The sequence below is a fragment of the Klebsiella indica genome (genome assembly GCF_005860775.1).
GTDB classification, from domain to species: Bacteria; Pseudomonadota; Gammaproteobacteria; order Enterobacterales; family Enterobacteriaceae; genus Klebsiella; species Klebsiella indica.
This window is the reverse complement of sequence record NZ_VCHQ01000002.1, coordinates 21,988-44,282: the sequence shown is the minus strand read 5'-3', so window position 1 is coordinate 44,282 and position 22,295 is coordinate 21,988. Positions and strand designations below refer to the sequence as shown.

Sequence of the window (22,295 nt, the reverse complement as noted above, 5' to 3'; positions counted from 1 at the left end):
CATCGCGGCCAGCGGAATGTGAAGATTAGCGGCGCACCCATTCCGGCAGCCAGTCGCCGTGGCTGGCGATCAGATCGTCCACCAGGGCGTAGATCTCTTCGATCCCCAGCACGGCGGAAGTGTGCGGATCCATCATCGTGGCGTAATAGACGTAATCACGGTTTTCCGTGAGGATCGCCTCGGTGAGTAAGGTCTGCACGTTGATGTTGGTCTGCATCAGCGCCGCCAGATGTGCCGGCAGCGTGCCGACTTTGGTGGGCTGAATGCCGTTGGCGTCCACCAGACAGGCCACCTCCACGCAGCAGCCCTGGGGCAGGTTATCAATGAGACCGTCGTTGCGCACATTGCCATATATCACGCTGGGTTCGCCGGTCCAGATAGCGTTCATGATGGTGCTGGCATATTCGCGCGAAGGTTTAACGTCGATGCGTTCGCCGCTCTTATAGCTCTCCAGCTCCTTATGCCAGTTAGCCAGTTGTTCCACGCAGCGTTTCGGATATTCATCCAGCGGCACCTTGTAGCGCGCAATAAGGTCTTCCCGCCCCGGCTTGATAAACCACGGCGTGTATTCGGCGAAATGTTCTGAAGATTCAGTCACGAAGTAACCCAGTTTTTTGAACATTTCATAGCGCACGATGTTTTCGCAGCGTGGGTTGCCGTGCAGATTCGGCTTCGGCGCCCGCCCGTCGGCGTAGGCCTGCAACAGATCCGGGTAAATACTGACGTAGCTGCCGTCGGCCAGCTTTTTCTCCAGCGACAGATAAAATGCCATATGGTTGATCCCCGCGCAGCGGTAGCGTAAATCCGCCGGATCAAGATCGAGATCGCGCGCCAGCTCTTCCGAGGTTCCCTGTACCGAGTGGCACAGGCCAACCTGCTTGATATGCGGGTAGCGGGCGTACATCGCCCAGGTATTCATCGCCATCGGGTTGACGTAGTTGAGCATCGTGGCGTCCGGGCACACTTCGGCCATGTCCTCGCAGATCGCCCATAAATGCGGAATGGTGCGCAGCGCGCGCATAATGCCGCCAGGCCCCAGCGTATCAGCAATGGTCTGCTCCAGACCGTGGCGTTTACAGACCTCGAAATCGGTCACGGTGCAGGGTTCATAGCCGCCAATCTGGAAGGCGACGACGACAAAATCGGCGTCCTGCAATGCGGTTTTGCGATCGCGGTGGCAGCTGATTTTGCCGTTCGCGCCGATGGAATCCATCAGCTTACGCACCACGATATGCGACTCTTCCAGGCGGGTTTCATCAATATCCATCAGCGCGATATGCGCCGATTTCAGCGCCGGACGCTGGAAGACATCACCGAGAATATTTTTGACGAACACCGTTGAACCGGCGCCGATAAAAGTAATTTTAGGGGCGGACATCGCGCTCTCTCCATCAGGTTATTGAACCATTGCAGAGTGGCACGCCGCCGCCTCGTTACGCTGCCCTGTTCCCACCGGAGGATTCCCGGAAACTCAGATCGACCATTGAACGCCACAAAATATGAGTTTTCGGGAACAGATCGTCCGAAAAGGAGAGAAAACGGGCCATGTATTCCGCTAAGCTGTAGGCAACCCAGGACCACCGCGCAACCACTCCGACGCGCCAGGAATCACTGACATGATGGAACACCGCTTCACCTCTCTGCCCCCCGATCCGCACATGTGCAGCAGCGACGAAAAACAGAGCCGCAGCCCGCTGGCGCTCTATTCCGAATATCAGCGCATGGATATCGAACTGCGTCCGCCGCATGCCATGCCCACCAGCCACTGGCACGGCCAGGTTGAGGTGAATGTGCCGTTCGACGGCGATGTGGAATATGTGATTAACAACGAAGTGGTGCGCATTGAGAAGGGCTACATCACCCTGTTCTGGGCCTGTACGCCCCATCGGCTTACCCGCCCCGGAAATTGCCAGCAGATGGCGATATTCAATCTACCAATGCATCTGTTTCTTTCGTGGCCGCTGGACCGTGAACTGATTAATCACGTCACCCACGGCATGGTGATTAAATCCCTCGCCGCCCAGCAGCTAAGCGCGTTTGAAGTACGCCGCTGGCAGCAGGAGCTGAGCAACGACAATGAACAGATCCGTCAACTGGCGATCGATGAAATCGCCCTGATGCTCAAGCGTCTGAGTCTCTCCGGCTGGCAGCCGCTGCTGGTCAATAAAACCTCACGCACGCATAAAAACAGCGTCTCGCGCCACGCCCAGTTTTATGTCAGCCAGATGCTGGAGTTTATCGCCGCCCATTATGACCAGGCCCTGACCGTCGATGCCGTCGCCGAACACGTTAAGCTCAACTCAAACTACGCGATGGGCGTGTTTCAGCGAGTGATGCAGCAAACCATGAAGCAGTACATTACCGCCATGCGTATTAATCATGTACGCGCGCTGCTTAGCGATACCGACAAAACCATCCTTGATATCGCCCTGACCGCCGGTTTCCGTTCCAGCAGCCGTTTCTACAGCACCTTTACCCGCTATGTCGGTATGCCGCCGCAGCAGTACCGCAAATTGAGTCGCCAGCGCCGTCAGAGCCTCACGCCGATACAGGCGTAAAAAATGCCGCCGGGGTTTCCCACGGCGGCATGTATCACCATAAAAACGAATTAGTCGTTAATGCGTGGATGCTGCTGCACCAGACGGGTCCGTTTTTCCTGTAGATCAGCGATTTCCTGATCGATATCTTCGATTTTCTGTTCGATGTTATCGTAGTGTTCGCCGAGAATTTCTTTTGCTTCCTGGATATCGGAGGCCGCAGGCGTCGCCCCTTTTAGCGGACGATTCGCCGTCTCTTTCATCGACAGGCCGGTAATGAGGCCGATAGCCGCAATCACCATCAGGTAGTAAGCCGGCATCATCAGGTTCTGCGTACTCTCCACCAGCCACGCCGCCAGGGTTGGCGTCAGACCGGCAATCAGCACCGAGATATTAAAGGCGCTGGCCAGCGCGCTAAAACGGATATGCGTCGGGAACATCGCCGGCAGCGACGAGGCCATCACCCCGATAAAACAGTTCAGTACAACCGCCAGCAGCAACAGACCGGCGAAAATCAGGCCGAGAACGTTGCTGTTAATCATAATAAACGCCGGGATCGACAGCACGAACAGCGCAACGCTACCAATCAGCACGAACGGGCGGCGACCAAAGCGATCGCTGAGCATCCCGATAACCGGCTGCACGAACAGCATCCCGACCATGATGGCAATAATAATCAGTACGCCATGGTCTTCCGAATAGTGCAGGTTATGCGACAGATAGCTCGGCATATAGGTCAGCAGCATGTAGTAGGTCACGTTGGTGGAAATCACCAGACCAATACAGGTCAATAAGCTGCGCCAGTGTTTCGTCGCAATCTCTTTAAAGGAGACTTTCGGGCCTTCCTGCAAACCTTCGCGGTCGCCCTGTTCAAGGGTATCCACATGCTGCTGGAACGCCGGGGTCTCTTCCAGCGCATGACGCAGGTACAAACCGATGATCCCTAGCGGCAACGCCAGGAAGAACGGGATACGCCAGCCCCAGTCGAGGAAGTTCGCTTCCCCCACCACGCTGGAAATCAGTACCACCACGCCCGCGCCCATCACGAAGCCGGCAATCGACCCGAAATCCAGCCAGCTCCCCATAAAACCACGTTTTCTATCCGGCGAATATTCCGCCACAAAGATCGACGCGCCGGTATATTCGCCGCCGACCGAGAACCCTTGCGCCATTTTACACAGCAGCAGCAGAATCGGCGCCCAGATACCAATTGTGGCATACGACGGAATAAGGCCGATACAGAATGTACTTATCGACATAATAACGATGGTTATCGCCAGAATCTTTTGTCGGCCATATTTATCGCCCAGCATCCCGAAAAACAGGCCACCCAGTGGACGAATTAAGAAGGGAACGGAAAAAGTACCGAGTGCGGCAATCATCTGCACGCTGGGATTCGCGTCGGGGAAAAAGACTTTACCCAGCGCATACGCAACAAAACCATAAACCCCAAAATCAAACCATTCCATCGCATTGCCCAGCGACGCTGCGGTAATCGCTTTCTTTAGTTTGCTATCATCAATGATGGTCACATCCCGAAGCGTGATTGGCTTTACTTTTTTCCTTTTAAGCATAATTTTCCTCTTTTGCTCTCGCCTTGAGCGCACGAATCTGCGCCAAATGACAACGTCATTCGCGTCATGCGTTGGGAGCGGCGAATTGCTGTGCTCCACATTTCAAGCGTAGCAGGTTTGCCTGCACTGTCTGCGGACAGTCCGTACAACCGAACCTGTTGACGCCTGCTCTGGCCATAATTAACTACGCGGAATCGCTAATACGTCGCGTAAATTGTCGATCGCGCTTTTTTACCCTAACAGCGTTTAAATTTGTGATCAACCTCACAGGTTATTCCCCTTAAGCAGCGTCGTCCGAGAAGAATAAGTTCAATGAATACTGGAGACGAGCGATATATTTCCGGAAATATCTGGATTATTTATGGAGATTATTCTGCAATGACCGGTGAGATATATTTGCTCTCGCCGCCGTAATTCATGGTAAAAAAGTCCCGACAAAAGTGCGTGATTACGTTATAATCAATGTTACTTTCGGCTATCAGCCGCCATTTAATGGACCAACGTCCTGTTTTATCCAGTAACCGCGAGGATCGTCATGCAACTGCCACACTGCCCCAAATGCCATTCTGAATACACTTATGAAGATAGCGGCATGTTTATCTGCCCGGAATGCGCCCATGAATGGAATAATGCCGAGCCTGCGGACGATCATGATGTGCTGATCGTCAAAGATGCCAACGGCAATTTACTGGCCGACGGTGATAGCGTTACTGTGATAAAAGATCTGAAGGTTAAAGGCAGCTCTTCAATGCTAAAAATCGGTACTAAAGTGAAAAATATCCGCCTGGTCGAAGGCGATCATAATATTGACTGTAAAATTGATGGTTTTGGTCCAATGAAACTAAAATCTGAATTTGTCAAAAAGAACTGATTAATCCCCCTTATCCTGACTCGCTCCTCAAACGGGAGCGGGTCAGGGTTGAAAGCAGCCGCACGCACATTTCTCCCCTGTCATCCCGCTGGCACCAACTCTTCATCCCCCGGTCATCGTCTCTTAACTGAAACGTCACAAAAAACCGTCAGGATCGCCCCATGTTCCGAAGTCAATATGCGTTTGCCCTTCGTGGAGGCTTGACTGACATGTACTTATCCAGACATCCGACCAGCTATCCAACCCGATACCAGGAAATTGCCGCCAAACTTGAGCAAGAGCTTCGCCACCACTACCGCTGCGGCGACTATCTTCCCGCCGAACAGCAGCTGGCGACCCGCTTTGCGGTTAACCGCCATACTCTGCGCCGGGCTATCGACCAGCTCGTCGAGCGCGGCTGGGTCCAGCGCCGTCACGGCGTCGGCGTACTGGTGCTGATGCGGCCGATTGATTACCCGCTCAATGCCCAGGCGCGCTTCAGCCAGAATCTGCTCGAACAGGGGAGCCATCCCACCAGCGAGAAACTGCTGTCGGTCCTGCGCCCGGCCAGCAGCCATATTGCCGAAGCCTTTGCCATTAACGAAGGCGATGACGTTATTCACCTGCGCACCCTGCGCCGTGTGAACGGCGTCGCGCTGTGCCTGATAGACCACTACTTTGCCGACCTGAATTTATGGCCGGTGCTGCAAACCTTTACCCACGGTTCTCTCCATGACTTGCTGCGCGACCAGCTTGATATCGAACTGACCCGCGTACGCACCAAAATCAGCGCCCGCCGCGCGCAGGCCAAAGAGAGCAACATTCTCGGCATACCCAATCTGGCGCCGCTGCTGTGCGTGCGCACGCTGAATCATCGCCAGGGTGCACAGAACGCGACGGAATACTCCGTCAGCCTGACCCGCGCCGACATGATCGAATTCACCATGGAGCACTGAATGCACTTTGATACCGCCACTCGCCAGCGCTGGATGTCCGTGCTGGCCCACAGTGAACCACCAGAACTTGAGGCGCGGATGCAGACCCTGAATCTCGCGCCGCAGTATGAGGTACTTCGCGCCCCGGAAACCGGCCTGGTCCAGCTACAGGCGCGCATGGGCGGCACCGGCGACCGCTTCTTTGCCGGTGATGCTACCTTAACCCGCGCGGCCATTCGCCTGGCCGACGGAACCACCGGCTATAGCTGGGTTCTGGGCCGTGACCGCCCGCACGCCGAGCGCTGCGCGGTCATTGATGCCCTGATGCAGTCGCCACACCATTTTCACACCCTGATGGAAACCCTGATAACCCCGCTGGAAGCACAACGTAGCGCGCGCATTGAAGCCCGACGCGCCGAAGTCAACGCCAGTCGGGTCGACTTCTTTACTCTGGTTCGCGGAGATAACGCATGACATTACAAACCGCCTTTGCCCTGCCGGTGCAGGATGCCCAACACAGTTTTCGCCGTCTGCTGAAAGCGATGAGTGAACCGGGCGTGATCGTCTCCCTGCAGCAGCTCCAGCACGGCTGGCAGCCGCTGAACATCGCTTCCACCAGCCTGCTGCTGACCCTGGCGGATCACGATACGCCGCTCTGGCTCGCCCCGGCGCTACATAACGATCTCGTCGCTCAGAATCTGCGCTTTCATACCGGCGCGCCGCTGGTTGAGCAGCCGCAACGGGCAACATTCGCCATCGCCGATGACAGTATCAGCAGCGAACAACTGAACGTACTTTCTGCCGGTACTGTCGTCGCCCCGGAAACCAGCGTCACGCTGATTGTTCAGCTCACCAGCCTCAGCGGCGGCCGCATGCTGCGCCTGACCGGGGCCGGGATCGCCGAAGAACGGATGATCGCCCCGCATCTGCCGGAATGCATTATTGAGGAATTAACCGAACGCCCGCACCCGTTTCCGCTGGGCATCGACCTGATCCTGACCTGCGGAGAACGCCTGCTGGCTATCCCGCGCACCACCCATGTGGAGGTCTGCTAATGTACGTAGCCGTCAAAGGCGGCGAGAAGGCGATCGCCGCCGCTCACGCCCTGCAAGAACATAAACGCCGTGGTGACAGGCGGCTTGCCGAAATCAGCGTTGAACAGATTAGCCAGCAGCTAAATCTGGCGGTCGACCGGGTAATGACTGAAGGCGGTATCGCCGACCGGGAGCTGGCGGCGCTGGCGCTGAAACAGGCCAGCGGCGATAACGTCGAAGCCATTTTTCTGCTGCGCGCTTACCGCACCACCCTGCAAAGGCTGGCGGTGAGCGAACCGATCGACACCGCCAGTATGCGCCTTGAACGTCGTATCTCAGCGGTCTACAAAGATATTCCCGGTGGCCAGATGCTCGGCCCGACCTACGACTATACCCATCGCCTGCTCGATTTTACCCTGCTGGCCAACGGTGAATCGCCCGTGCTGGCCACCGACGACGCGCCGCAACAAGCCACCCCACATGTTTTTCATCTGCTGACCCGACAGGAACTGGCGAAAGCGGAGCAGGATACCGCTGCCCGCCCCGACGACATTACCCGTCATCCGCCGGTCTACCCCTGTTCACGCTCTTCGCGTTTACAGCAACTGGTGCGCGGCGACGAAGGTTATCTGCTGGCGCTGGCCTACTCCACCCAGCGCGGCTACGGGCGTAATCACCCGTTTGCCGGTGAAATTCGCAGCGGCTACATCACGGTGCAAATTACCCCCGAAGAGCTGGGATTCACCGTCAATATCGGCGAACTGCTGATGACCGAATGCGAAATGGTCAACGGCTTTGTCGCCCCTCCGGATGAGCCGCCGCACTTTACCCGCGGTTACGGCCTGACGTTCGGCATGAGCGAGCGCAAAGCAATGGCAATGGCGCTGGTAGACCGCGCGCTACAGGCGCCGGATTACGGTGAAGAAGCGGCGGGGCCCGCGCAGGATGAAGAGTTTGTGCTGGCTCATGCCGATAACGTCGAGGCGGCCGGTTTCGTTTCGCATCTCAAACTCCCTCACTATGTCGATTTCCAGGCCGAACTGGCGCTGCTCAAACGTCTGCAACGGGAGAATCAACGTGGCTAACGCGCTGACCGGCTATAACTTTGCTTATCTTGATGAGCAAACCAAACGCATGATCCGCCGCGCCCTTCTGAAAGCGGTGGCAATCCCCGGCTATCAGGTACCGTTCGGCGGTCGCGAGATGCCGATGCCCTACGGCTGGGGCACCGGCGGCATTCAGCTCACCGCCAGCGTGATTGGCGAGGACGATGTGCTGAAAGTGATCGACCAGGGCGCGGACGACACCACCAACGCGGTGTCGATTCGCCAGTTCTTCCGGCGTGTTACCGGTGTCGCCACCACCGAGCGCACCGAAGAGGCGACGCTGATCCAGACCCGCCACCGGATCCCGGAAACGCCGCTGAGCGAAGATCAGATCCTGATCTTCCAGGTGCCGATCCCGGAGCCGCTGCGCTTTATCGAGCCGCGCGAAACCGAAACCCGCACCATGCACGCGCTGGAGGAGTATGGCGTGATGCAGGTGAAACTGTACGAAGATATCGCCCGTTTCGGCCATATCGCGACAACTTACGCCTACCCGGTGAAGGTGAACGGCCGCTACGTGATGGACCCGTCGCCGATTCCAAAATTCGATAATCCGAAGATGCATATGATGCCCGCGCTACAGCTGTTTGGCGCCGGACGCGAAAAGCGTATCTACGCGGTGCCGCCCTATACACCGGTAGAGAGCCTTGATTTCGACGATCATCCGTTTACCGTTCAGAAGTGGGACGAGCCCTGCGCCATCTGCGGATCGCGCCACAGCTATCTTGATGAAGTGGTGCTCGACGACAGCGGCAAGCGAATGTTTGTCTGCTCCGATACCGATTATTGCCGTCAACAGAGCGAGGCGCAGAAAAAATGAGTCATCCGTTACTGGCGGTCAATCGCCTGACCCACCTCTATGCGCCGGGAAAAGGCTTCAGCGATGTGTCGTTTGAACTGTGGCCAGGCGAAGTCCTCGGTATCGTCGGCGAATCCGGCTCCGGGAAAACCACTCTGCTGCAGGCCATTTCCGCCCGCCTGACGCCGCAACGGGGCGAAGTTCTGTATCAGAACCGCTCACTGTACGCGATGAGCGAAGCGGATCGCCGTCGCCTGTTGCGCACCGAATGGGGCGTGGTGCATCAGCATCCGCTGGACGGCCTGCGTCGCCAGGTGTCGGCGGGAGGCAATATCGGCGAACGCCTGATGGCCACCGGCGCCCGGCACTACGGCAATATTCGCGCCACGGCGGCGCAGTGGCTGCAGGAGGTGGAGATCCCGCCTTCACGCATTGACGACCTGCCCACCACCTTTTCCGGCGGAATGCAGCAGCGCCTGCAAATCGCCCGCAATCTGGTGACCCGGCCAAAGCTGATATTTATGGATGAGCCGACCGGCGGGCTGGACGTTTCGGTGCAGGCGCGCCTGCTCGACCTGCTGCGCGGCCTGGTGGTGGAGCTGAACCTGGCGGTGGTGATCGTGACCCACGATCTCGGCGTCGCCCGCCTGCTGGCTAACCGTCTGCTGGTGATGAAGCAGGGCGAGGTGGTGGAAAGTGGTTTAACTGACCGGGTGCTGGATGATCCGCACCACCCTTACACCCAACTGCTGGTGTCGTCGGTATTGCAGAATTAACCCCCGGGGCAATCGGCCACACGAATATCGAAGAGGCAAAAAATGAACGCCATCCGCGTTGAAAACATCCATAAAACCTTTGTTCTGCACCAGCAGCACGGCGTGCGTCTGCCGGTCCTCACCGACGCCTCGTTAACCGTTAACGCCGGGGAATGCGTGGTGCTGCACGGCCACTCCGGCAGCGGAAAATCAACCCTGCTGCGATCGCTTTACGCCAACTACCTGCCCGATAGCGGCCACATCCATATCCGCCACGGCGACGAATGGGTGGACCTGGTCAGCGCTTCGGCGCGTAAGGTACTGGAAGTACGTAAAACCACTATCGGCTGGGTCAGCCAGTTCCTGCGGGTGATCCCGCGCATTTCCGCCCTCGACGTGGTGATTCAGCCGCTGCTCGAACTGGGCATTTCCCGCGACGAGAGCGCCGCAAAAGCCGCCCGTCTACTGGCGCGCCTGAACGTCCCTGAGCGCCTGTGGCGCCTGGCGCCTTCCACCTTTTCCGGCGGCGAGCAGCAGCGCGTCAATATCGCCCGCGGCTTTGCGGTTGATTACCCCATTTTGCTCCTCGACGAACCTACCGCCTCGCTGGACGCGAAAAACAGCGCCGCGGTGGTGGAACTGATTCACGAAGCCAAAGCGCGCGGCGCGGCTATCGTCGGTATTTTTCATGACGAAGCGGTACGCAATCAGGTCGCTGACCGCCTGCATCCGATGGGAATATCAGCATGATTATCAATAATGTAAAGCTGGTCCTCGAAAATGAGGTGGTTAATGGCTCGCTGGAAGTGCGGGACGGCAACATTTATACCTTCGCCGCAAGCCAGAGTCGGCTGGCGGCGGCCATTGATGGCGAAGGCGGCTGGCTGCTGCCGGGGCTTATCGAGCTGCATACCGACAATCTGGACAAGTTTTTCTCCCCCCGACCAAAAGTGGACTGGCCCGCCCATTCGGCGATGAGCAGCCACGACGCGCTGATGATTGCCAGCGGCATCACCACCGTGCTGGATGCCGTCGCTATTGGCGATGTTCGTGACGGCGGCGATCGCCTGGAGAATCTGGAAAAAATGATTAACGCCGTGGAAGAGACGCAAAAGCGCGGCCTCAACCGTGCTGAACACCGTCTGCATCTGCGTTGTGAACTGCCGCACCACACCACTCTGCCGCTGTTTGAAAAACTGGTGGGCCGCGAGCCGGTCAGCCTGGTCTCCCTGATGGATCACTCGCCAGGCCAGCGCCAGTACGCCGATCGCAGCAAATACCGCGACTACTATCAGGGAAAATACCACCTGAGCCACGCCGAAATGGACCAATTCGAAGAGGAGCAGATGGCGCTGGCGGCAACCTGGTCGCAACCCAACCGGCAGAGTATTGCCGCGATCTGCCGCGAGCGTCATATCGCTCTGGCCAGCCACGACGACGCCACCCCTGAGCATGTAGCCGAATCGCACCAGCTTGGCAGCGTCATCGCCGAATTTCCTACCACGCTCGCTGCCGCGGAGGCGTCACGTCAGCATGGAATGTGCGTTCTGATGGGGGCGCCGAATATCGTGCGCGGCGGCTCGCATTCCGGGAACGTCGCCGCCCACCATCTGGCAACCCGCGGCCTGCTGGATATCCTCTCCTCCGATTATTACCCCGCCAGCCTGCTGGACGCCGCTTTTCGCGTTGCCGATGACGACGCTAACGCCTTTACCCTGGCGCAGGCTATTCGTCTGGTGAGTAGTAACCCGGCGCAGGCGGTAGGTCTGCACGACCGGGGGACAATTGCCGAAGGTAAACGCGCGGATCTGGTGCTGGCGCGCCGTCGCGGCGAGCATATCCATATTGATAACGTCTGGCGTCAGGGTAAGAGGGTCTTCTGATGACGGGGAGACTGATTTGGCTGGTCGGCCCATCCGGCTCCGGTAAAGATAGCCTTCTGACGGCGCTGCGCCAGCGGGAACATCCGCAACTGCTGGTGGCGCACCGCTACATTACCCGTCCTCACAATGCGGGCTACGAAAATCATATCGCGCTTAGCGAACATGAATTTTTCACCCGCGCCGAACAGCACCTGTTTGCCCTTAGCTGGCATGCCAACAACACGTATTACGGCATCGGCGTGGAAATTGACCTGTGGCTGCACGCCGGGTTTGACGTGGTGGCCAACGGCTCCCGCGCGCATCTTCCACAGGCGCAGGCACGCTATGCCGATGTCCTGCTGCCCGTCTGTCTGCAGGTCTCCCCGGAGATACTGCGTCAACGTCTGGAGCAGCGCGGACGGGAGAACCAAACGGAGATTGCTCAGCGGCTGGCGCGGGCGGCGCGTTATACGCCGGGCGCGTGCCAGATCCTCAACAATGATGGCCCTCTGAGCCACTCGGTGGATGCGCTGGTATCCTTGATTCGCGTTCACGGCAACCGGCGTGAACAGCGGCTCGCCTGACAAAAATGTCCTGAAGTGAGGAGGTAGTATGAGCCTGACTCTCCGCTTAACCGGCACCGGCGGTGCGCAGCAGGTACCGGTTTTCGGCTGCGACTGCCCCGCCTGTCGCCGGGCGCGCGCCACTGAGGCGCACCGTCGCCGCCCCTGTAGCGCGGTGGTCACATTCAACAGCGCGGTGACGCTGCTGGATGCCGGACTGCCGGATCTGATGGAGCACTGGCCCGCCGGCAGCTTTCAGCAGTTTCTGCTCACGCATTATCATATGGATCATGTTCAGGGGCTGTTCCCGCTGCGCTGGGGCGCAGGCGACCCCATTGCGGTATACGGCCCGCCCGATGAACAGGGCTGCGACGATCTGTTCAGACATCCGGGCCTGCTGGATTTCAGCCACACCGTCGAACCGTTTGTGACGTTTACGCTACAGGGGCTGCGCGTCACCCCGCTGCCGCTAAACCACTCAAAGCTCACTTTCGGTTATCTGCTGGAATCGGCCCACAGCCGGGTTGCCTGGCTGTCCGACACCGCGGGCCTGCCGGAAAAAACGCTGAAATTCCTGCTTAACAACCAGCCGCAGATCATCATCATCGACTGTAGCCATGAACCGCGCCCGCAACCGCCGCACAATCACTGCGACCTGAACACGGTTCGGGCCATTAACCAGGTGATTGGCTGCCCGCGCGTGATCCTCACCCATATCAGCCACCAGTTCGACGTATGGATGATGGACAATGTGCTGCCTGCCGGGTTTGAAGCGGGGTTTGATGGGATGGAGATTGTGCTGGATTAACCCGCCGCGCGCCTCATCAACAACACGGTCCACGCTGACGTGGAAAAACAAACCGGTACAGAAATACGGCACAGGACCAGCCCTCGCGACTGGCCCCATATTAATCAACCTCATCGCGGAGGGATCTCAGTGCCGTTGCTGCTCAATCGCGCCGATTGCGTCGACCCGCCCCTGATGGCGTCCGCCTTCAAATTCGGCGTCCAGCCAGGCATCGACGATCATTTTTGCCAGATCCAGACCGATCACCCGCGCGCCAAAAGCCAGAACATTAGTATCATTATGCTGCCGTGAAAGCTGCGCCGAGTAAGGCTCGCTGCAAACCACCGCCCGAATGCCTGAATGTTTATTAGCAGCGATTGAGATACCGACGCCGGTGCCGCAAATCAGGATCCCGCCATCGACTTCACCCGCGGCAACAGCCTGAGCCACAGCGCTGGCGTAACGTGGATAATCGGTGCGCGCCGTTGACCATGCTCCTTTATCCACGACGTCAATGCCGCGCTGGCGCAGATGCGCCAGGATCGCCTCTTTCAAGATAAAACCCACATGATCGCAGCCAAATGCAATCCGTTTCATACTCAGCCTCGCCTGTTATCAACTTTACAGATAGTGTTTGCATTGTGATTTAAACGGCGAAAACTGGCGAAACAAACCGCAATCACACTGCTGAAAGGGCCTTTCTACACGGCAAAATTTCACAAATCAAGCGCTGAAAGCATTTAAACCGATACTACCTCGCGCATAAGACATCCCGCAAATAACACATAACAATTTGATATAAAAATAATTTACTAAAATAAAAACGCATGTCGACACCACCAAACTTCACGAAACATATTACTTTATAAAAATATAATTTTTGTGAAGTCGATTGTATCTTTTCTGTTTCACCTGTGGTGATATAGTGTTGTCTTCATTTTATGGACGAAGAGAAAGCGATGAGTCAGTCAGAATCCAGTGCGCTCCCCAACGGTATCGGCCTTGCCCCCTGGCTTCGCATGAAGCAGGAAGGGATGACCGAAAACGAACGTCGTATCGTTGAATGGTTGCTCACCCCCGGCAATCTCAGCGATGCGCCGGCAATCAAAGATGTCGCGGAGGCGCTGTCAGTATCCGAAGCCATGATCGTTAAGGTGTCGAAACTGCTTGGCTTTAGCGGTTTTCGCAACCTGCGCAGCGCGCTGGAAGCCTACTTTTCGCAATCCGAGCAGGTGCTCCCGGCTGAGCTCTCCTTTGATGAAGCGCCGCAGGATGTCGTGAATAAGGTGTTTAACATCACCCTGCGCACCATTATGGAAGGCCAGTCAATCGTCAATGTCGACGAGATTCATCGTGCGGCGCGATTCTTTGCCCGCGCCAGGCAGCGGGACCTGTACGGCGCCGGAGGGTCCAACGCCATTTGCGCCGATGTGCAGCATAAATTTTTACGCATCGGCGTGCGCTGTCAGGCTTACCCGGACGCCCATATCATGATGATGTCCGCATCGCTGCTGAAGGAGGGGGATGTGGTACTGGTGGTCTCGCACTCAGGGCGCACCAGCGATATTAAATCGGCGGTGGAACTCGCGAAAAAAAATGGTGCAAAAATTATTTGTATCACCCATAGCTATCATTCGCCGATTGCAAAATTGGCTGACTTTATTATTTGCTCGCCAGCACCAGAGACGCCGTTATTAGGCCGGAATGCCTCGGCACGTATATTACAACTGACATTATTAGATGCGTTCTTTGTTTCCGTCGCACAGCTCGACATTGAACAAGCGAATATAAATATGCAGAAAACGGGCGCGATTGTTGATTTCTTTTCACCAGGCGCGCTGAAGTAAATACTCGTCATGTTTCAGGTCACAGATGAGTTGGCAACGCACGTTCTCCCCGGTCACATGATTTTCTATGGCGCCGGGGATTAACTCGCTTACCCTCTTTACCGTGATTTGAATGAGTTAGAGTATTAATAATTAGCTCCTGCCACAGGAGCGTCCCCTACACTGAGAATACTGCTATGAATAAATATCTGAAACTTTTCAGCGGCGCGGCTATGGGCATAATGTTATCCACCAGCGCAATGGCCGCTGCCGATTACGCCGTGGTATTGAAGACATTATCCAACCCATTTTGGGTCGATATGAAAAAGGGTATTGAAGACGAAGCCAAAACATTAGGCGTTAGCGTCGATATTTTTGCCTCGCCCTCGGAAGGCGATTTCCAGTCGCAACTGCAGTTATTTGAAGATCTCAGCAACAAAAATTACAAAGGTATCGCTTTTGCGCCGCTCTCCTCCGTTAACCTGGTGATGCCGGTGGCTAAAGCCTGGAAAAAGGGCATCTATCTGGTCAACCTCGATGAAAAAATCGATATGGACAACCTGAAGAAAGCCGGCGGCAATGTGGAAGGGTTTGTCACTACCGATAACGTGGCGGTCGGCGCAAAAGGCGCGGAATTTATCATCAATAAGCTGGGCGCGGAGGGTGGAGAAGTCGCCATTATCGAAGGCAAAGCCGGTAACGCCTCCGGTGAAGCTCGTCGTAACGGCGCGACTGAGGCGTTTAAGAAGGCGAGCCAGATCAAGCTGGTGGCCAGCCAGCCTGCCGACTGGGACCGTATCAAGGCGCTGGACGTCGCCACCAACGTGTTACAGCGTAATCCGAATATCAAAGCGATTTACTGCGCTAACGACACCATGGCGATGGGGGTCGCTCAGGCCGTCGCGAATGCCGGTAAAACCGGCAAAGTGCTGGTCGTTGGCACCGATGGCATTCCGGAAGCCCGCAAGATGGTAGAAAACGGGCAGATGACCGCCACTGTCGCGCAGAACCCGGCGGATATTGGCGCGACCGGCCTCAAGATGCTGGTCGATGCAGAAAAAAGCGGCAAGGTTATTCCGTTGGATAAAACCCCGAAATTTAAAATGGTGGACTCTATTCTGGTGACGAAATAATTCAAAGGTTGCGTCACCCCGCCCCTCTCCCGTTCCGGGAGAGGGTGAAAATATAAGGAATCACTATGCTCACGCCATATATTTCAATGGCGGGGATCGGCAAATCCTTTGGTCCGGTTCACGCATTAAAATCAGTTGATTTAACAGTTTACCCTTATGAAATACATGCGTTATTAGGGGAAAATGGTGCCGGTAAATCAACGTTAATGAAAGTGCTGTCGGGAATACATGAACCGACCAAAGGCACCATTACAATTAATAATGTCAACTATGACAAGCTCGACCATAAATTAGCGGCTGAACTCGGCATCGGTATTATTTATCAGGAACTCAGCGTGATTGATGAATTAACGGTGCTGGAGAATTTATATATTGGTCGTCATCTGACGAAAAAAGTCTGCGGCATCAATATTATCGACTGGAAAGAAATGCGCATACGGGCGGCAATGATGCTGCTGCGCGTCGGGCTAAAGGTTGCTTTAGACGAAAAGGTGGCAAACCTCTCCATCAGCCACAAACAGATGCTGGAAATCGCCAAGACGCTGATGCTCGACGCCAAAGTGCTGATTATGGATGAACCCACTTCCTCGCTGACCAATAAAGAAGTGGATTATCTGTTCCTGATCATGAACCAACTGCGCAAAGAGGGCACCGCCATCGTGTATATCTCGCATAAGCTGGCGGAAATTCGCCGCATCTGCGATCGCTACACGGTGATGAAAGACGGTAGCAGCGTCTGCAGCGGGATGGTCAGCGAAGTCAATAACGACGACATCGTGCGCCTGATGGTGGGCCGCGAGCTGCAAAACCGCTTCAATGCCATGAAAGAGAGCACCGGCAATATTGCCCGCGAGACGGTGTTCGAGGTGAAAAATGTCACCAGTCACGACAAGAAAAAGGTGCGCGACATCTCCTTCAGCGTTAATCGCGGCGAAATTCTTGGCTTTGCCGGGCTGGTCGGCTCCGGACGTACCGAACTGATGAACTGCCTGTTCGGCGTCGATAAGCGCGCGCACGGCGAAATCCATCTCAACGGTAAAGCGATCTCCCCCCGTTCACCGCTGGACGCCTTAAAAAAAGGTATGGCCTATATCACCGAAAACCGCCGGGAAAACGGCTTTTTCGCTAACTTCTCGATCGCCCAGAACATGGCGGTCAGCCAGAGTCTGAAGCGCGGCGGTTACAAAGGGGCGATGGGGCTGTTCAACGAAGGGGACGAGCGCAAAACGGCGGAAGCACAACGTAAGCTGCTGGCGCTGAAGTGCCATTCCGTCGATCAGAACATTACCGAGCTTTCCGGCGGCAATCAGCAGAAAGTGCTGATTTCCAAATGGTTATGCTGCAACCCGGACGTCATTATTTTTGATGAGCCGACGCGCGGCATCGACGTTGGCGCAAAAGCCGAAATTTATAAAGTGATGCGCCAGCTGGCCGATGACGGAAAAGTCATCCTGATGGTGTCGTCTGAATTACCTGAAATTATCGCCGTCTGCGACCGCATTGCCGTGTTCTGCGAAGGGCGACTGACACAGATCCTGAGCAATCGCGACGATATGAGCGAAGAGGAGATTATGGCATGGGCACTACCACAAGAGTGAAAAGCGACATGGGCGAGAAAAAACCGTTTAACTTCGCGCTGTTCTGGGATAAATACGGCACCTTTTTTATCCTTGCCATTATCGTCGCGATTTTCGGTACCCTGTCGTCGGAGTACTTCCTGACGACCAACAACATTACGCAGATCTTCGTTCAGAGCTCGGTCACCGTGCTGATCGGCATGGGCGAATTCTTCGCGATCCTTGTCGCCGGGATCGATCTGTCGGTCGGGGCGATCCTCGCGCTCTCCGGGATGGTTACCGCGAAACTGATGCTGGCGGGCGTTGATCCGTTCCTCGCCGCGCTGATTGGCGGCGTACTGGTGGGCGGCCTGCTTGGCGCAATCAACGGTTGTCTGGTCAACTGGACCGGTTTGCATCCATTTATCATTACCCTGGGCACCAACGCCATTTTCCGCGGTATCACGCTGGTCATCTCTGATGCCAACTCGGTATACGGCTTCTCATTTGATTTCGTCAACTTCTTCGCCGCCACGCCGTTAGGGATCCCCGTCCCGGTCATCTTCTCGTTGATTGTCGCGGTGATCCTGTGGTTTCTCACCACGCGTCTGCGCGTGGGCCGCAATATCTACGCGCTGGGCGGTAACAAAAACTCAGCCTTTTACTCCGGTATCGACGTCAAATTTCACATGCTGCTGGTGTTTATTATTTCTGGTATTTGCGCCGGACTGGCGGGGGTAGTCTCCACTGCACGACTCGGCGCGGCTGAACCCCTGGCGGGAATGGGCTTTGAAACCTACGCCATCGCCAGCGCCATCATCGGCGGGACCAGCTTCTTCGGCGGTAAGGGGCGCATCTTCTCCGTGGTTATCGGCGGCCTGATCATCGGCACCATCAATAATGGGCTGAATATTCTGCAAGTACAAACCTACTACCAACTGGTGGTGATGGGCGGATTAATCATCGCGGCTGTCGCCCTCGACCGTCTTATCAGTAAGTAAGGAATTTATAATGAAAATTGCACCCTCTTTAATGTGTATGGATCTGCTGAAATTCAAAGAACAGATCGAGTTTATCGACCAGCACGCAGATTATTTTCACATCGACATTATGGACGGCCATTTTGTGCCAAATCTGACCCTGTCGCCTTTTTTCGTCAGCCAGGTGAAACGGCTGGCCAGTAAGCCGCTGGACTGCCATCTGATGGTCACCCGTCCACAGGATTACATTAGCCAGCTGGCGCAGGCGGGCGCGGATATTATCACCTTGCACCCGGAAACCATTAACGGCCAGGCCTTCCGACTGATTGATGCCATTCGTCGTCACGGTATGAAAGTTGGCCTCATCCTCAATCCGGAAACCCCGGTCGAGGCGATGAAATATTACATTCATAAAGCCGACAAAATCACGGTGATGACCGTCGATCCCGGCTTCGCAGGGCAACCGTTTATCCCGGAGATGCTGGATAAAATCGCTGAGCTGAAAGCCTGGCGCGAACGCGAAGGGCTGGGCTACGAAATTGAAATCGACGGCTCCTGCAACCAGGCCACTTACCAAAAACTGATCGCGGCGGGCGCGGACGTCTTTATCGTCGGCACCTCCGGCCTCTTTAACCATGCCGACAAGATTGATGATGCATGGCAAATAATGGCAGAACAAATCCTTGCGGCAAAAAACGAGGTACTGCCTCATGCAAAAACAGCGTAACGTCGTTGCTGGCGTGGATATGGGCGCGACGCATATCCGCTTTTGCCTGCAGACAGCACAGGGCGTAACGCTGCACGGTGAAAAGCGTCGAACGGCGGATGTGATTACCTCCGACGGCCTGGTTGACGGCATTAAAAACCTGCTGCAACAGCAACTGGCCCACCATGATGCCAGATGCCGTGGGCTGGTGATGGGATTCCCGGCGCTGGTAGCCAGGGACAAACGGACGATTATTTCAACGCCCAATCTGCCTCTGGCCGCTGACGATCTGTACAACCTGGCTGACAGGCTGGAAGCGGCGCTGGGCTGCCCGGTCGAGTTTTCCCGCGATGTGAATCTGCAGTTGTCTTTTGACGTGCAGGAGAATCACCTGCAGGAACAGGAGGTGCTGGCGGCTTATCTCGGCACCGGCATGGGCTTCGCCGTCTGGCTGAACGGCGGACCCTGGATCGGCGCCCACGGCGTCGCGGGCGAACTGGGGCACATTCCGCTGGGTGATGACGCCCTCACCTGCGCCTGCGGCAACCCTGCCTGTCTGGAAACCGTATGCTCCGGCATCGCGCTAAAGCGCTGGTACGAGCAACAAACACGCGACTGGGCATTGGGCGAACTGTTTGTTCACGCCGGGCAAGCGCCGTTTGTCCAGACGCTGTTAAACCACGCCGCCCGCGCGATCGCCACCAGCATCAATCTTTTTGACCCGGATGCGGTGATCCTCGGCGGCGGCGTCATGGATATGCCCGCTTTTCCGCGTGATGCATTAATCGCGATGATCAAAACCTACGTTCGTCGCCCGCTACCGTATCAGGCCGTCCGCTTTATCGCCGCCTCATCTTCGGCGTTTAACGGCGCCCGGGGCGCGGCAGCGCTGGCGCGCAGCCGTTATCTGGCATAAACCGCCCCGGGAAGCGTCCTGAGCGCTTTACCCGGGCTTTGCACATCCGCGTCACCTCCCTCACTTCGACACGTCAAAACTGACGATTGCCTGTTTTTCGTCAGCATTTTGACTAAAAAAACAGCGTATCATCAGTCAATACCCACAATGAAAGCATGGCATAAAAGATGCATAGTGATTTCGTGATAGCGCAAATGCGCCAATTGATTAACTGGAGCAAGACCGATGAAAAAAGTCGTCACGGTGTGTCCGTATTGTGCATCAGGTTGCAAAATCAATCTGGTGGTCGATAACGGCAAAATCGTTCGGGCAGAGGCGGCTCAGGGGAAAACCAATCAGGGAACCCTGTGTCTGAAAGGCTATTATGGCTGGGATTTTATTAACGACACCCAGATCCTGACCCCGCGCCTGAAAACCCCCATGATCCGTCGCCAGCGTGGCGGCAAACTGGAATCCGTCTCCTGGGACGAGGCGCTTGATTATGTTGCCACCCGTCTCAGCGCCATTAAAGAGAAGTATGGTCCGGACGCGATTCAGACTACCGGTTCGTCCCGCGGGACGGGTAATGAAACAAACTATGTGATGCAAAAATTCGCGCGCGCCGTTATTGGAACCAATAACGTTGACTGCTGCGCTCGCGTCTGACACGGCCCTTCGGTTGCAGGTCTGCACCAGTCGGTCGGTAACGGCGCCATGAGTAATGCCATCACCGAGATTGATAACACCGATCTCGTATTTATCTTCGGGTATAACCCGGCAGATTCGCACCCTATTGTGGCGAATCATGTGATTAACGCCAAACGCAACGGGGCGAAAATCATCGTTTGCGATCCGCGTAAAATCGAAACCGCGCGCATCGCGGATATGCACATTGCGTTGAAAAATGGCTCGAACATCGCCCTGCTCAACGCCATCGGGCATGTCATTATTGAAGAGGATCTCTACGATAAATCTTTCGTCGCCAACCGTTCCGAAGGCTTCGAGGAGTATCGCAAAATCGTCGAAGGCTATACGCCGGAGTCGGTGGAAGAGATTACCGGCGTCAGCGCCCAGGATATTCGCGCCTGCGCCCGCATGTACGCTAACGCAAAATCCGCCGCAATACTGTGGGGCATGGGCGTCACCCAGTTCTATCAGGGCGTGGAGACCGTACGTTCCCTGACCAGTCTGGCCATTCTGACCGGCAACCTCGGTAAGCCAAGCGTCGGCGTCAACCCGGTGCGCGGCCAGAACAACGTTCAGGGTGCCTGTGATATGGGGGCGCTGCCGGATACCTATCCGGGCTATCAGTATGTTAAGTTCCCGGAAAATCGCGAGAAGTTCGCCAAAGCCTGGGGAGTCGAGAGCCTGCCGGCGCATACTGGCTATCGCATCAGCGAACTGCCGCACCGCGTGGAGCATGGCGAAGTACGGGCGGCGTACATTATGGGGGAAGATCCGCTCCAGACCGATGCCGAGCTGTCCGCCGTGCGTAAAGCGTTTGAACAGCTGGATCTGGTTATCGTCCAGGATATTTTCATGACCAAAACCGCCTCCGCGGCCGATGTCATTCTGCCGTCCACCTCCTGGGGCGAGCATGAAGGCGTCTATACCGCAGCGGACCGCGGCTTCCAGCGCTTCTTTAAAGCCGTTGAGCCGAAGTGGGACCTGAAAACCGACTGGCAGATTATCAGCGAGATCGCAACCCGGATGGGCTACCCGATGCACTACAACAACACCCAGGAGATCTGGGATGAGTTGCGTCATCTGTGCCCGGATTTCTACGGCGCCACCTACGAGAAAATGGGCGAACTGGGCTACATCATGTGGCCGTGCCGCGATGAGTCCGATGCCGATCAGGGAACCTCTTATCTGTTTAAAGAGAAGTTCGATACCCCGAACGGTCTGGCGCAGTTCTTCACCTGCGACTGGGTGGCCCCGATTGACAAGCTCACCGACGAGTATCCGATGGTGCTATCGACGGTGCGCGAAGTCGGTCACTACTCCTGTCGTTCGATGACCGGCAACTGCGCGGCGCTGTCCGCGCTGGCGGATGAACCCGGTTATGCGCAAATCAATACCGCCGACGCTGAGCGTCTGGGTATTGAGGATGAGTCACTGGTGTGGGTTAACTCACGCAAAGGCCGTATTATCACCCGTGCGCAGGTCAGCGATCGTCCGAATAAAGGGGCGGTTTATATGACCTACCAGTGGTGGATTGGCGCCTGTAACGAACTGGTTACCGAGAACCTGAGCCCGATAACCAAAACGCCAGAGTACAAATACTGCGCCGTCAACGTTACGCCGATTGCCGATCAGCGTGCCGCCGAGCAGTATGTGATTGATGAGTACAACAAACTGAAAACCCGCCTGCGCGAGAGCGCGATCGGTTAATCA

The 22,295-nt window shown here is 56.1% G+C and carries 22 protein-coding genes; 19 read left to right on the top strand and 3 right to left on the bottom strand.

All coding sequences use genetic code 11. The annotated features are described in order from the left end of the window. Positions 1 to 25: 25 nt before the first annotated feature. A complete protein-coding gene (melA, locus tag FE839_RS01420; protein WP_138358406.1) occupies positions 26 to 1,378 on the bottom strand; it encodes an alpha-glucosidase/alpha-galactosidase in 1,353 nt (450 codons plus the stop codon). A 241-nt stretch (positions 1,379 to 1,619) separates the two neighbouring features. Between melA and melR the strand changes: the two genes are divergently transcribed. Beyond that, entirely contained in the window at positions 1,620 to 2,558 is a 939-nt protein-coding gene (melR, locus tag FE839_RS01415) for a transcriptional regulator MelR (RefSeq protein ID WP_171034803.1), read from the top strand. Positions 2,559 to 2,608: 50 nt separating this feature from the next. Here the strand turns inward: melR and proP are convergent, their stop codons facing one another. Beyond that, positions 2,609 to 4,111, bottom strand: coding sequence for a glycine betaine/L-proline transporter ProP (gene proP / locus FE839_RS01410; protein WP_138358402.1), 1,503 nt, complete (start codon positions 4,109 to 4,111; stop codon positions 2,609 to 2,611). Between the two features lie 535 nt (positions 4,112 to 4,646). Here proP and FE839_RS01405 point away from each other — a divergent pair. From FE839_RS01405 to phnP, 11 genes are all read left to right on the top strand, one after another. Further along, positions 4,647 to 4,982 (top strand): zinc ribbon domain-containing protein YjdM, encoded by a 336-nt coding sequence (locus FE839_RS01405; RefSeq protein WP_138358400.1) that lies wholly within the window; start codon positions 4,647 to 4,649, stop codon positions 4,980 to 4,982. Between the two features lie 209 nt (positions 4,983 to 5,191). Next, complete coding sequence (gene phnF, locus FE839_RS01400; RefSeq protein WP_138358398.1) at positions 5,192 to 5,917, top strand: phosphonate metabolism transcriptional regulator PhnF; 726 nt, start codon at positions 5,192 to 5,194, stop codon at positions 5,915 to 5,917. Next, positions 5,918 to 6,370 carry a phosphonate C-P lyase system protein PhnG gene (gene phnG / locus FE839_RS01395; protein WP_138358396.1) on the top strand — a complete coding sequence of 151 codons (453 nt, stop codon included), beginning with the start codon at positions 5,918 to 5,920 and terminating at the stop codon, positions 6,368 to 6,370. It begins immediately after the preceding gene. Next, positions 6,367 to 6,951, top strand: coding sequence for a phosphonate C-P lyase system protein PhnH (phnH, locus tag FE839_RS01390; RefSeq protein ID WP_138358394.1), 585 nt, complete (start codon positions 6,367 to 6,369; stop codon positions 6,949 to 6,951). Before phnG ends, phnH begins: the two co-directional genes overlap by 4 nt. Next, positions 6,951 to 8,015, top strand: coding sequence for a carbon-phosphorus lyase complex subunit (locus FE839_RS01385; protein ID WP_138358392.1), 1,065 nt, complete (start codon positions 6,951 to 6,953; stop codon positions 8,013 to 8,015). Before phnH ends, FE839_RS01385 begins: the two co-directional genes overlap by 1 nt. Then, on the top strand, positions 8,008 to 8,856 hold the full coding sequence (locus FE839_RS01380) for an alpha-D-ribose 1-methylphosphonate 5-phosphate C-P-lyase PhnJ (protein WP_138358390.1): 849 nt from the start codon (positions 8,008 to 8,010) through the stop codon (positions 8,854 to 8,856). The genes FE839_RS01385 and FE839_RS01380 overlap by 8 nt, the downstream gene beginning before the upstream one ends. Next, complete coding sequence (phnK, locus tag FE839_RS01375) at positions 8,853 to 9,611, top strand: phosphonate C-P lyase system protein PhnK (protein WP_138358388.1); 759 nt, start codon at positions 8,853 to 8,855, stop codon at positions 9,609 to 9,611. Before FE839_RS01380 ends, phnK begins: the two co-directional genes overlap by 4 nt. Positions 9,612 to 9,653: 42 nt before the next feature. Continuing rightward, complete coding sequence (gene phnL, locus FE839_RS01370) at positions 9,654 to 10,340, top strand: phosphonate C-P lyase system protein PhnL (RefSeq protein ID WP_138358386.1); 687 nt, start codon at positions 9,654 to 9,656, stop codon at positions 10,338 to 10,340. After that, a complete protein-coding gene (gene phnM, locus FE839_RS01365; protein WP_138358384.1) occupies positions 10,337 to 11,473 on the top strand; it encodes an alpha-D-ribose 1-methylphosphonate 5-triphosphate diphosphatase in 1,137 nt (378 codons plus the stop codon). Before phnL ends, phnM begins: the two co-directional genes overlap by 4 nt. Further along, entirely contained in the window at positions 11,473 to 12,036 is a 564-nt protein-coding gene (gene phnN, locus FE839_RS01360) for a ribose 1,5-bisphosphokinase (protein WP_138358382.1), read from the top strand. The genes phnM and phnN overlap by 1 nt, the downstream gene beginning before the upstream one ends. Positions 12,037 to 12,064: 28 nt before the next feature. After that, positions 12,065 to 12,823, top strand: a complete 759-nt coding sequence (gene phnP, locus FE839_RS01355) for a phosphonate metabolism protein PhnP (RefSeq protein WP_138358380.1) — start codon at positions 12,065 to 12,067, stop codon at positions 12,821 to 12,823. A 126-nt stretch (positions 12,824 to 12,949) separates the two neighbouring features. On the opposite strand, the gene rpiB is transcribed toward phnP, so the two are convergent. Beyond that, positions 12,950 to 13,399, bottom strand: coding sequence for a bifunctional allose-6-phosphate isomerase/ribose-5-phosphate isomerase RpiB (gene rpiB / locus FE839_RS01350; protein ID WP_138358378.1), 450 nt, complete (start codon positions 13,397 to 13,399; stop codon positions 12,950 to 12,952). Positions 13,400 to 13,761: 362 nt separating this feature from the next. On the opposite strand from rpiB, the gene FE839_RS01345 reads away from it, so the two are divergent. The 7 genes from FE839_RS01345 to fdhF all read left to right on the top strand — a co-directional run bounded on the left by FE839_RS01345 (position 13,762) and on the right by fdhF (position 22,292). Then, positions 13,762 to 14,649, top strand: a complete 888-nt coding sequence (locus FE839_RS01345; RefSeq protein ID WP_138358376.1) for a MurR/RpiR family transcriptional regulator — start codon at positions 13,762 to 13,764, stop codon at positions 14,647 to 14,649. A gap of 176 nt (positions 14,650 to 14,825) precedes the next feature. Beyond that, a complete protein-coding gene (gene alsB / locus FE839_RS01340; protein ID WP_138358374.1) occupies positions 14,826 to 15,761 on the top strand; it encodes a D-allose transporter substrate-binding protein in 936 nt (311 codons plus the stop codon). Positions 15,762 to 15,826: 65 nt separating this feature from the next. Continuing rightward, complete coding sequence (gene alsA / locus FE839_RS01335) at positions 15,827 to 17,359, top strand: D-allose ABC transporter ATP-binding protein AlsA (protein ID WP_138358372.1); 1,533 nt, start codon at positions 15,827 to 15,829, stop codon at positions 17,357 to 17,359. Then, positions 17,338 to 18,318, top strand: coding sequence for a D-allose ABC transporter permease (gene alsC, locus FE839_RS01330; RefSeq protein WP_138358370.1), 981 nt, complete (start codon positions 17,338 to 17,340; stop codon positions 18,316 to 18,318). Before alsA ends, alsC begins: the two co-directional genes overlap by 22 nt. A 10-nt stretch (positions 18,319 to 18,328) precedes the next feature. Beyond that, positions 18,329 to 19,024, top strand: coding sequence for a D-allulose 6-phosphate 3-epimerase (gene alsE / locus FE839_RS01325; RefSeq protein WP_138358368.1), 696 nt, complete (start codon positions 18,329 to 18,331; stop codon positions 19,022 to 19,024). Next, positions 19,008 to 19,919 (top strand): allose kinase, encoded by a 912-nt coding sequence (gene alsK, locus FE839_RS01320; protein ID WP_138358366.1) that lies wholly within the window; start codon positions 19,008 to 19,010, stop codon positions 19,917 to 19,919. Before alsE ends, alsK begins: the two co-directional genes overlap by 17 nt. A 225-nt stretch (positions 19,920 to 20,144) precedes the next feature. Then, a complete protein-coding gene (fdhF, locus tag FE839_RS01315; protein WP_138358364.1) occupies positions 20,145 to 22,292 on the top strand; it encodes a formate dehydrogenase subunit alpha in 2,148 nt (715 codons plus the stop codon). Positions 22,293 to 22,295: the final 3 nt, after the last annotated feature.

Excerpts from the sequence above, each read along its gene's own strand:
- FE839_RS01385 (WP_138358392.1), top strand. The coding sequence starts at position 6,951 with ATGTACGTAGCCGTCAAAGGCGGCGAGAAGGCGATCGCCGCCGCTCAC.
- alsC (WP_138358370.1), top strand. The coding sequence starts at position 17,338 with ATGGGCACTACCACAAGAGTGAAAAGCGACATGGGCGAGAAAAAACCG.
- proP (WP_138358402.1), bottom strand. The coding sequence starts at position 4,111 with ATGCTTAAAAGGAAAAAAGTAAAGCCAATCACGCTTCGGGATGTGACC.
- phnN (WP_138358382.1), top strand. The coding sequence starts at position 11,473 with ATGACGGGGAGACTGATTTGGCTGGTCGGCCCATCCGGCTCCGGTAAA.
- alsB (WP_138358374.1), top strand. The coding sequence starts at position 14,826 with ATGAATAAATATCTGAAACTTTTCAGCGGCGCGGCTATGGGCATAATG.
- melA (WP_138358406.1), bottom strand. The coding sequence starts at position 1,378 with ATGTCCGCCCCTAAAATTACTTTTATCGGCGCCGGTTCAACGGTGTTC.
- phnL (WP_138358386.1), top strand. The coding sequence starts at position 9,654 with ATGAACGCCATCCGCGTTGAAAACATCCATAAAACCTTTGTTCTGCAC.
- phnG (WP_138358396.1), top strand. The coding sequence starts at position 5,918 with ATGCACTTTGATACCGCCACTCGCCAGCGCTGGATGTCCGTGCTGGCC.
- alsK (WP_138358366.1), top strand. The coding sequence starts at position 19,008 with ATGCAAAAACAGCGTAACGTCGTTGCTGGCGTGGATATGGGCGCGACG.
- rpiB (WP_138358378.1), bottom strand. The coding sequence starts at position 13,399 with ATGAAACGGATTGCATTTGGCTGCGATCATGTGGGTTTTATCTTGAAA.
- phnP (WP_138358380.1), top strand. The coding sequence starts at position 12,065 with ATGAGCCTGACTCTCCGCTTAACCGGCACCGGCGGTGCGCAGCAGGTA.
- phnM (WP_138358384.1), top strand. The coding sequence starts at position 10,337 with ATGATTATCAATAATGTAAAGCTGGTCCTCGAAAATGAGGTGGTTAAT.
- phnH (WP_138358394.1), top strand. The coding sequence starts at position 6,367 with ATGACATTACAAACCGCCTTTGCCCTGCCGGTGCAGGATGCCCAACAC.
- phnF (WP_138358398.1), top strand. The coding sequence starts at position 5,192 with ATGTACTTATCCAGACATCCGACCAGCTATCCAACCCGATACCAGGAA.
- FE839_RS01345 (WP_138358376.1), top strand. The coding sequence starts at position 13,762 with ATGAGTCAGTCAGAATCCAGTGCGCTCCCCAACGGTATCGGCCTTGCC.
- alsA (WP_138358372.1), top strand. The coding sequence starts at position 15,827 with ATGCTCACGCCATATATTTCAATGGCGGGGATCGGCAAATCCTTTGGT.
- phnK (WP_138358388.1), top strand. The coding sequence starts at position 8,853 with ATGAGTCATCCGTTACTGGCGGTCAATCGCCTGACCCACCTCTATGCG.
- melR (WP_171034803.1), top strand. The coding sequence starts at position 1,620 with ATGGAACACCGCTTCACCTCTCTGCCCCCCGATCCGCACATGTGCAGC.
- FE839_RS01405 (WP_138358400.1), top strand. The coding sequence starts at position 4,647 with ATGCAACTGCCACACTGCCCCAAATGCCATTCTGAATACACTTATGAA.
- alsE (WP_138358368.1), top strand. The coding sequence starts at position 18,329 with ATGAAAATTGCACCCTCTTTAATGTGTATGGATCTGCTGAAATTCAAA.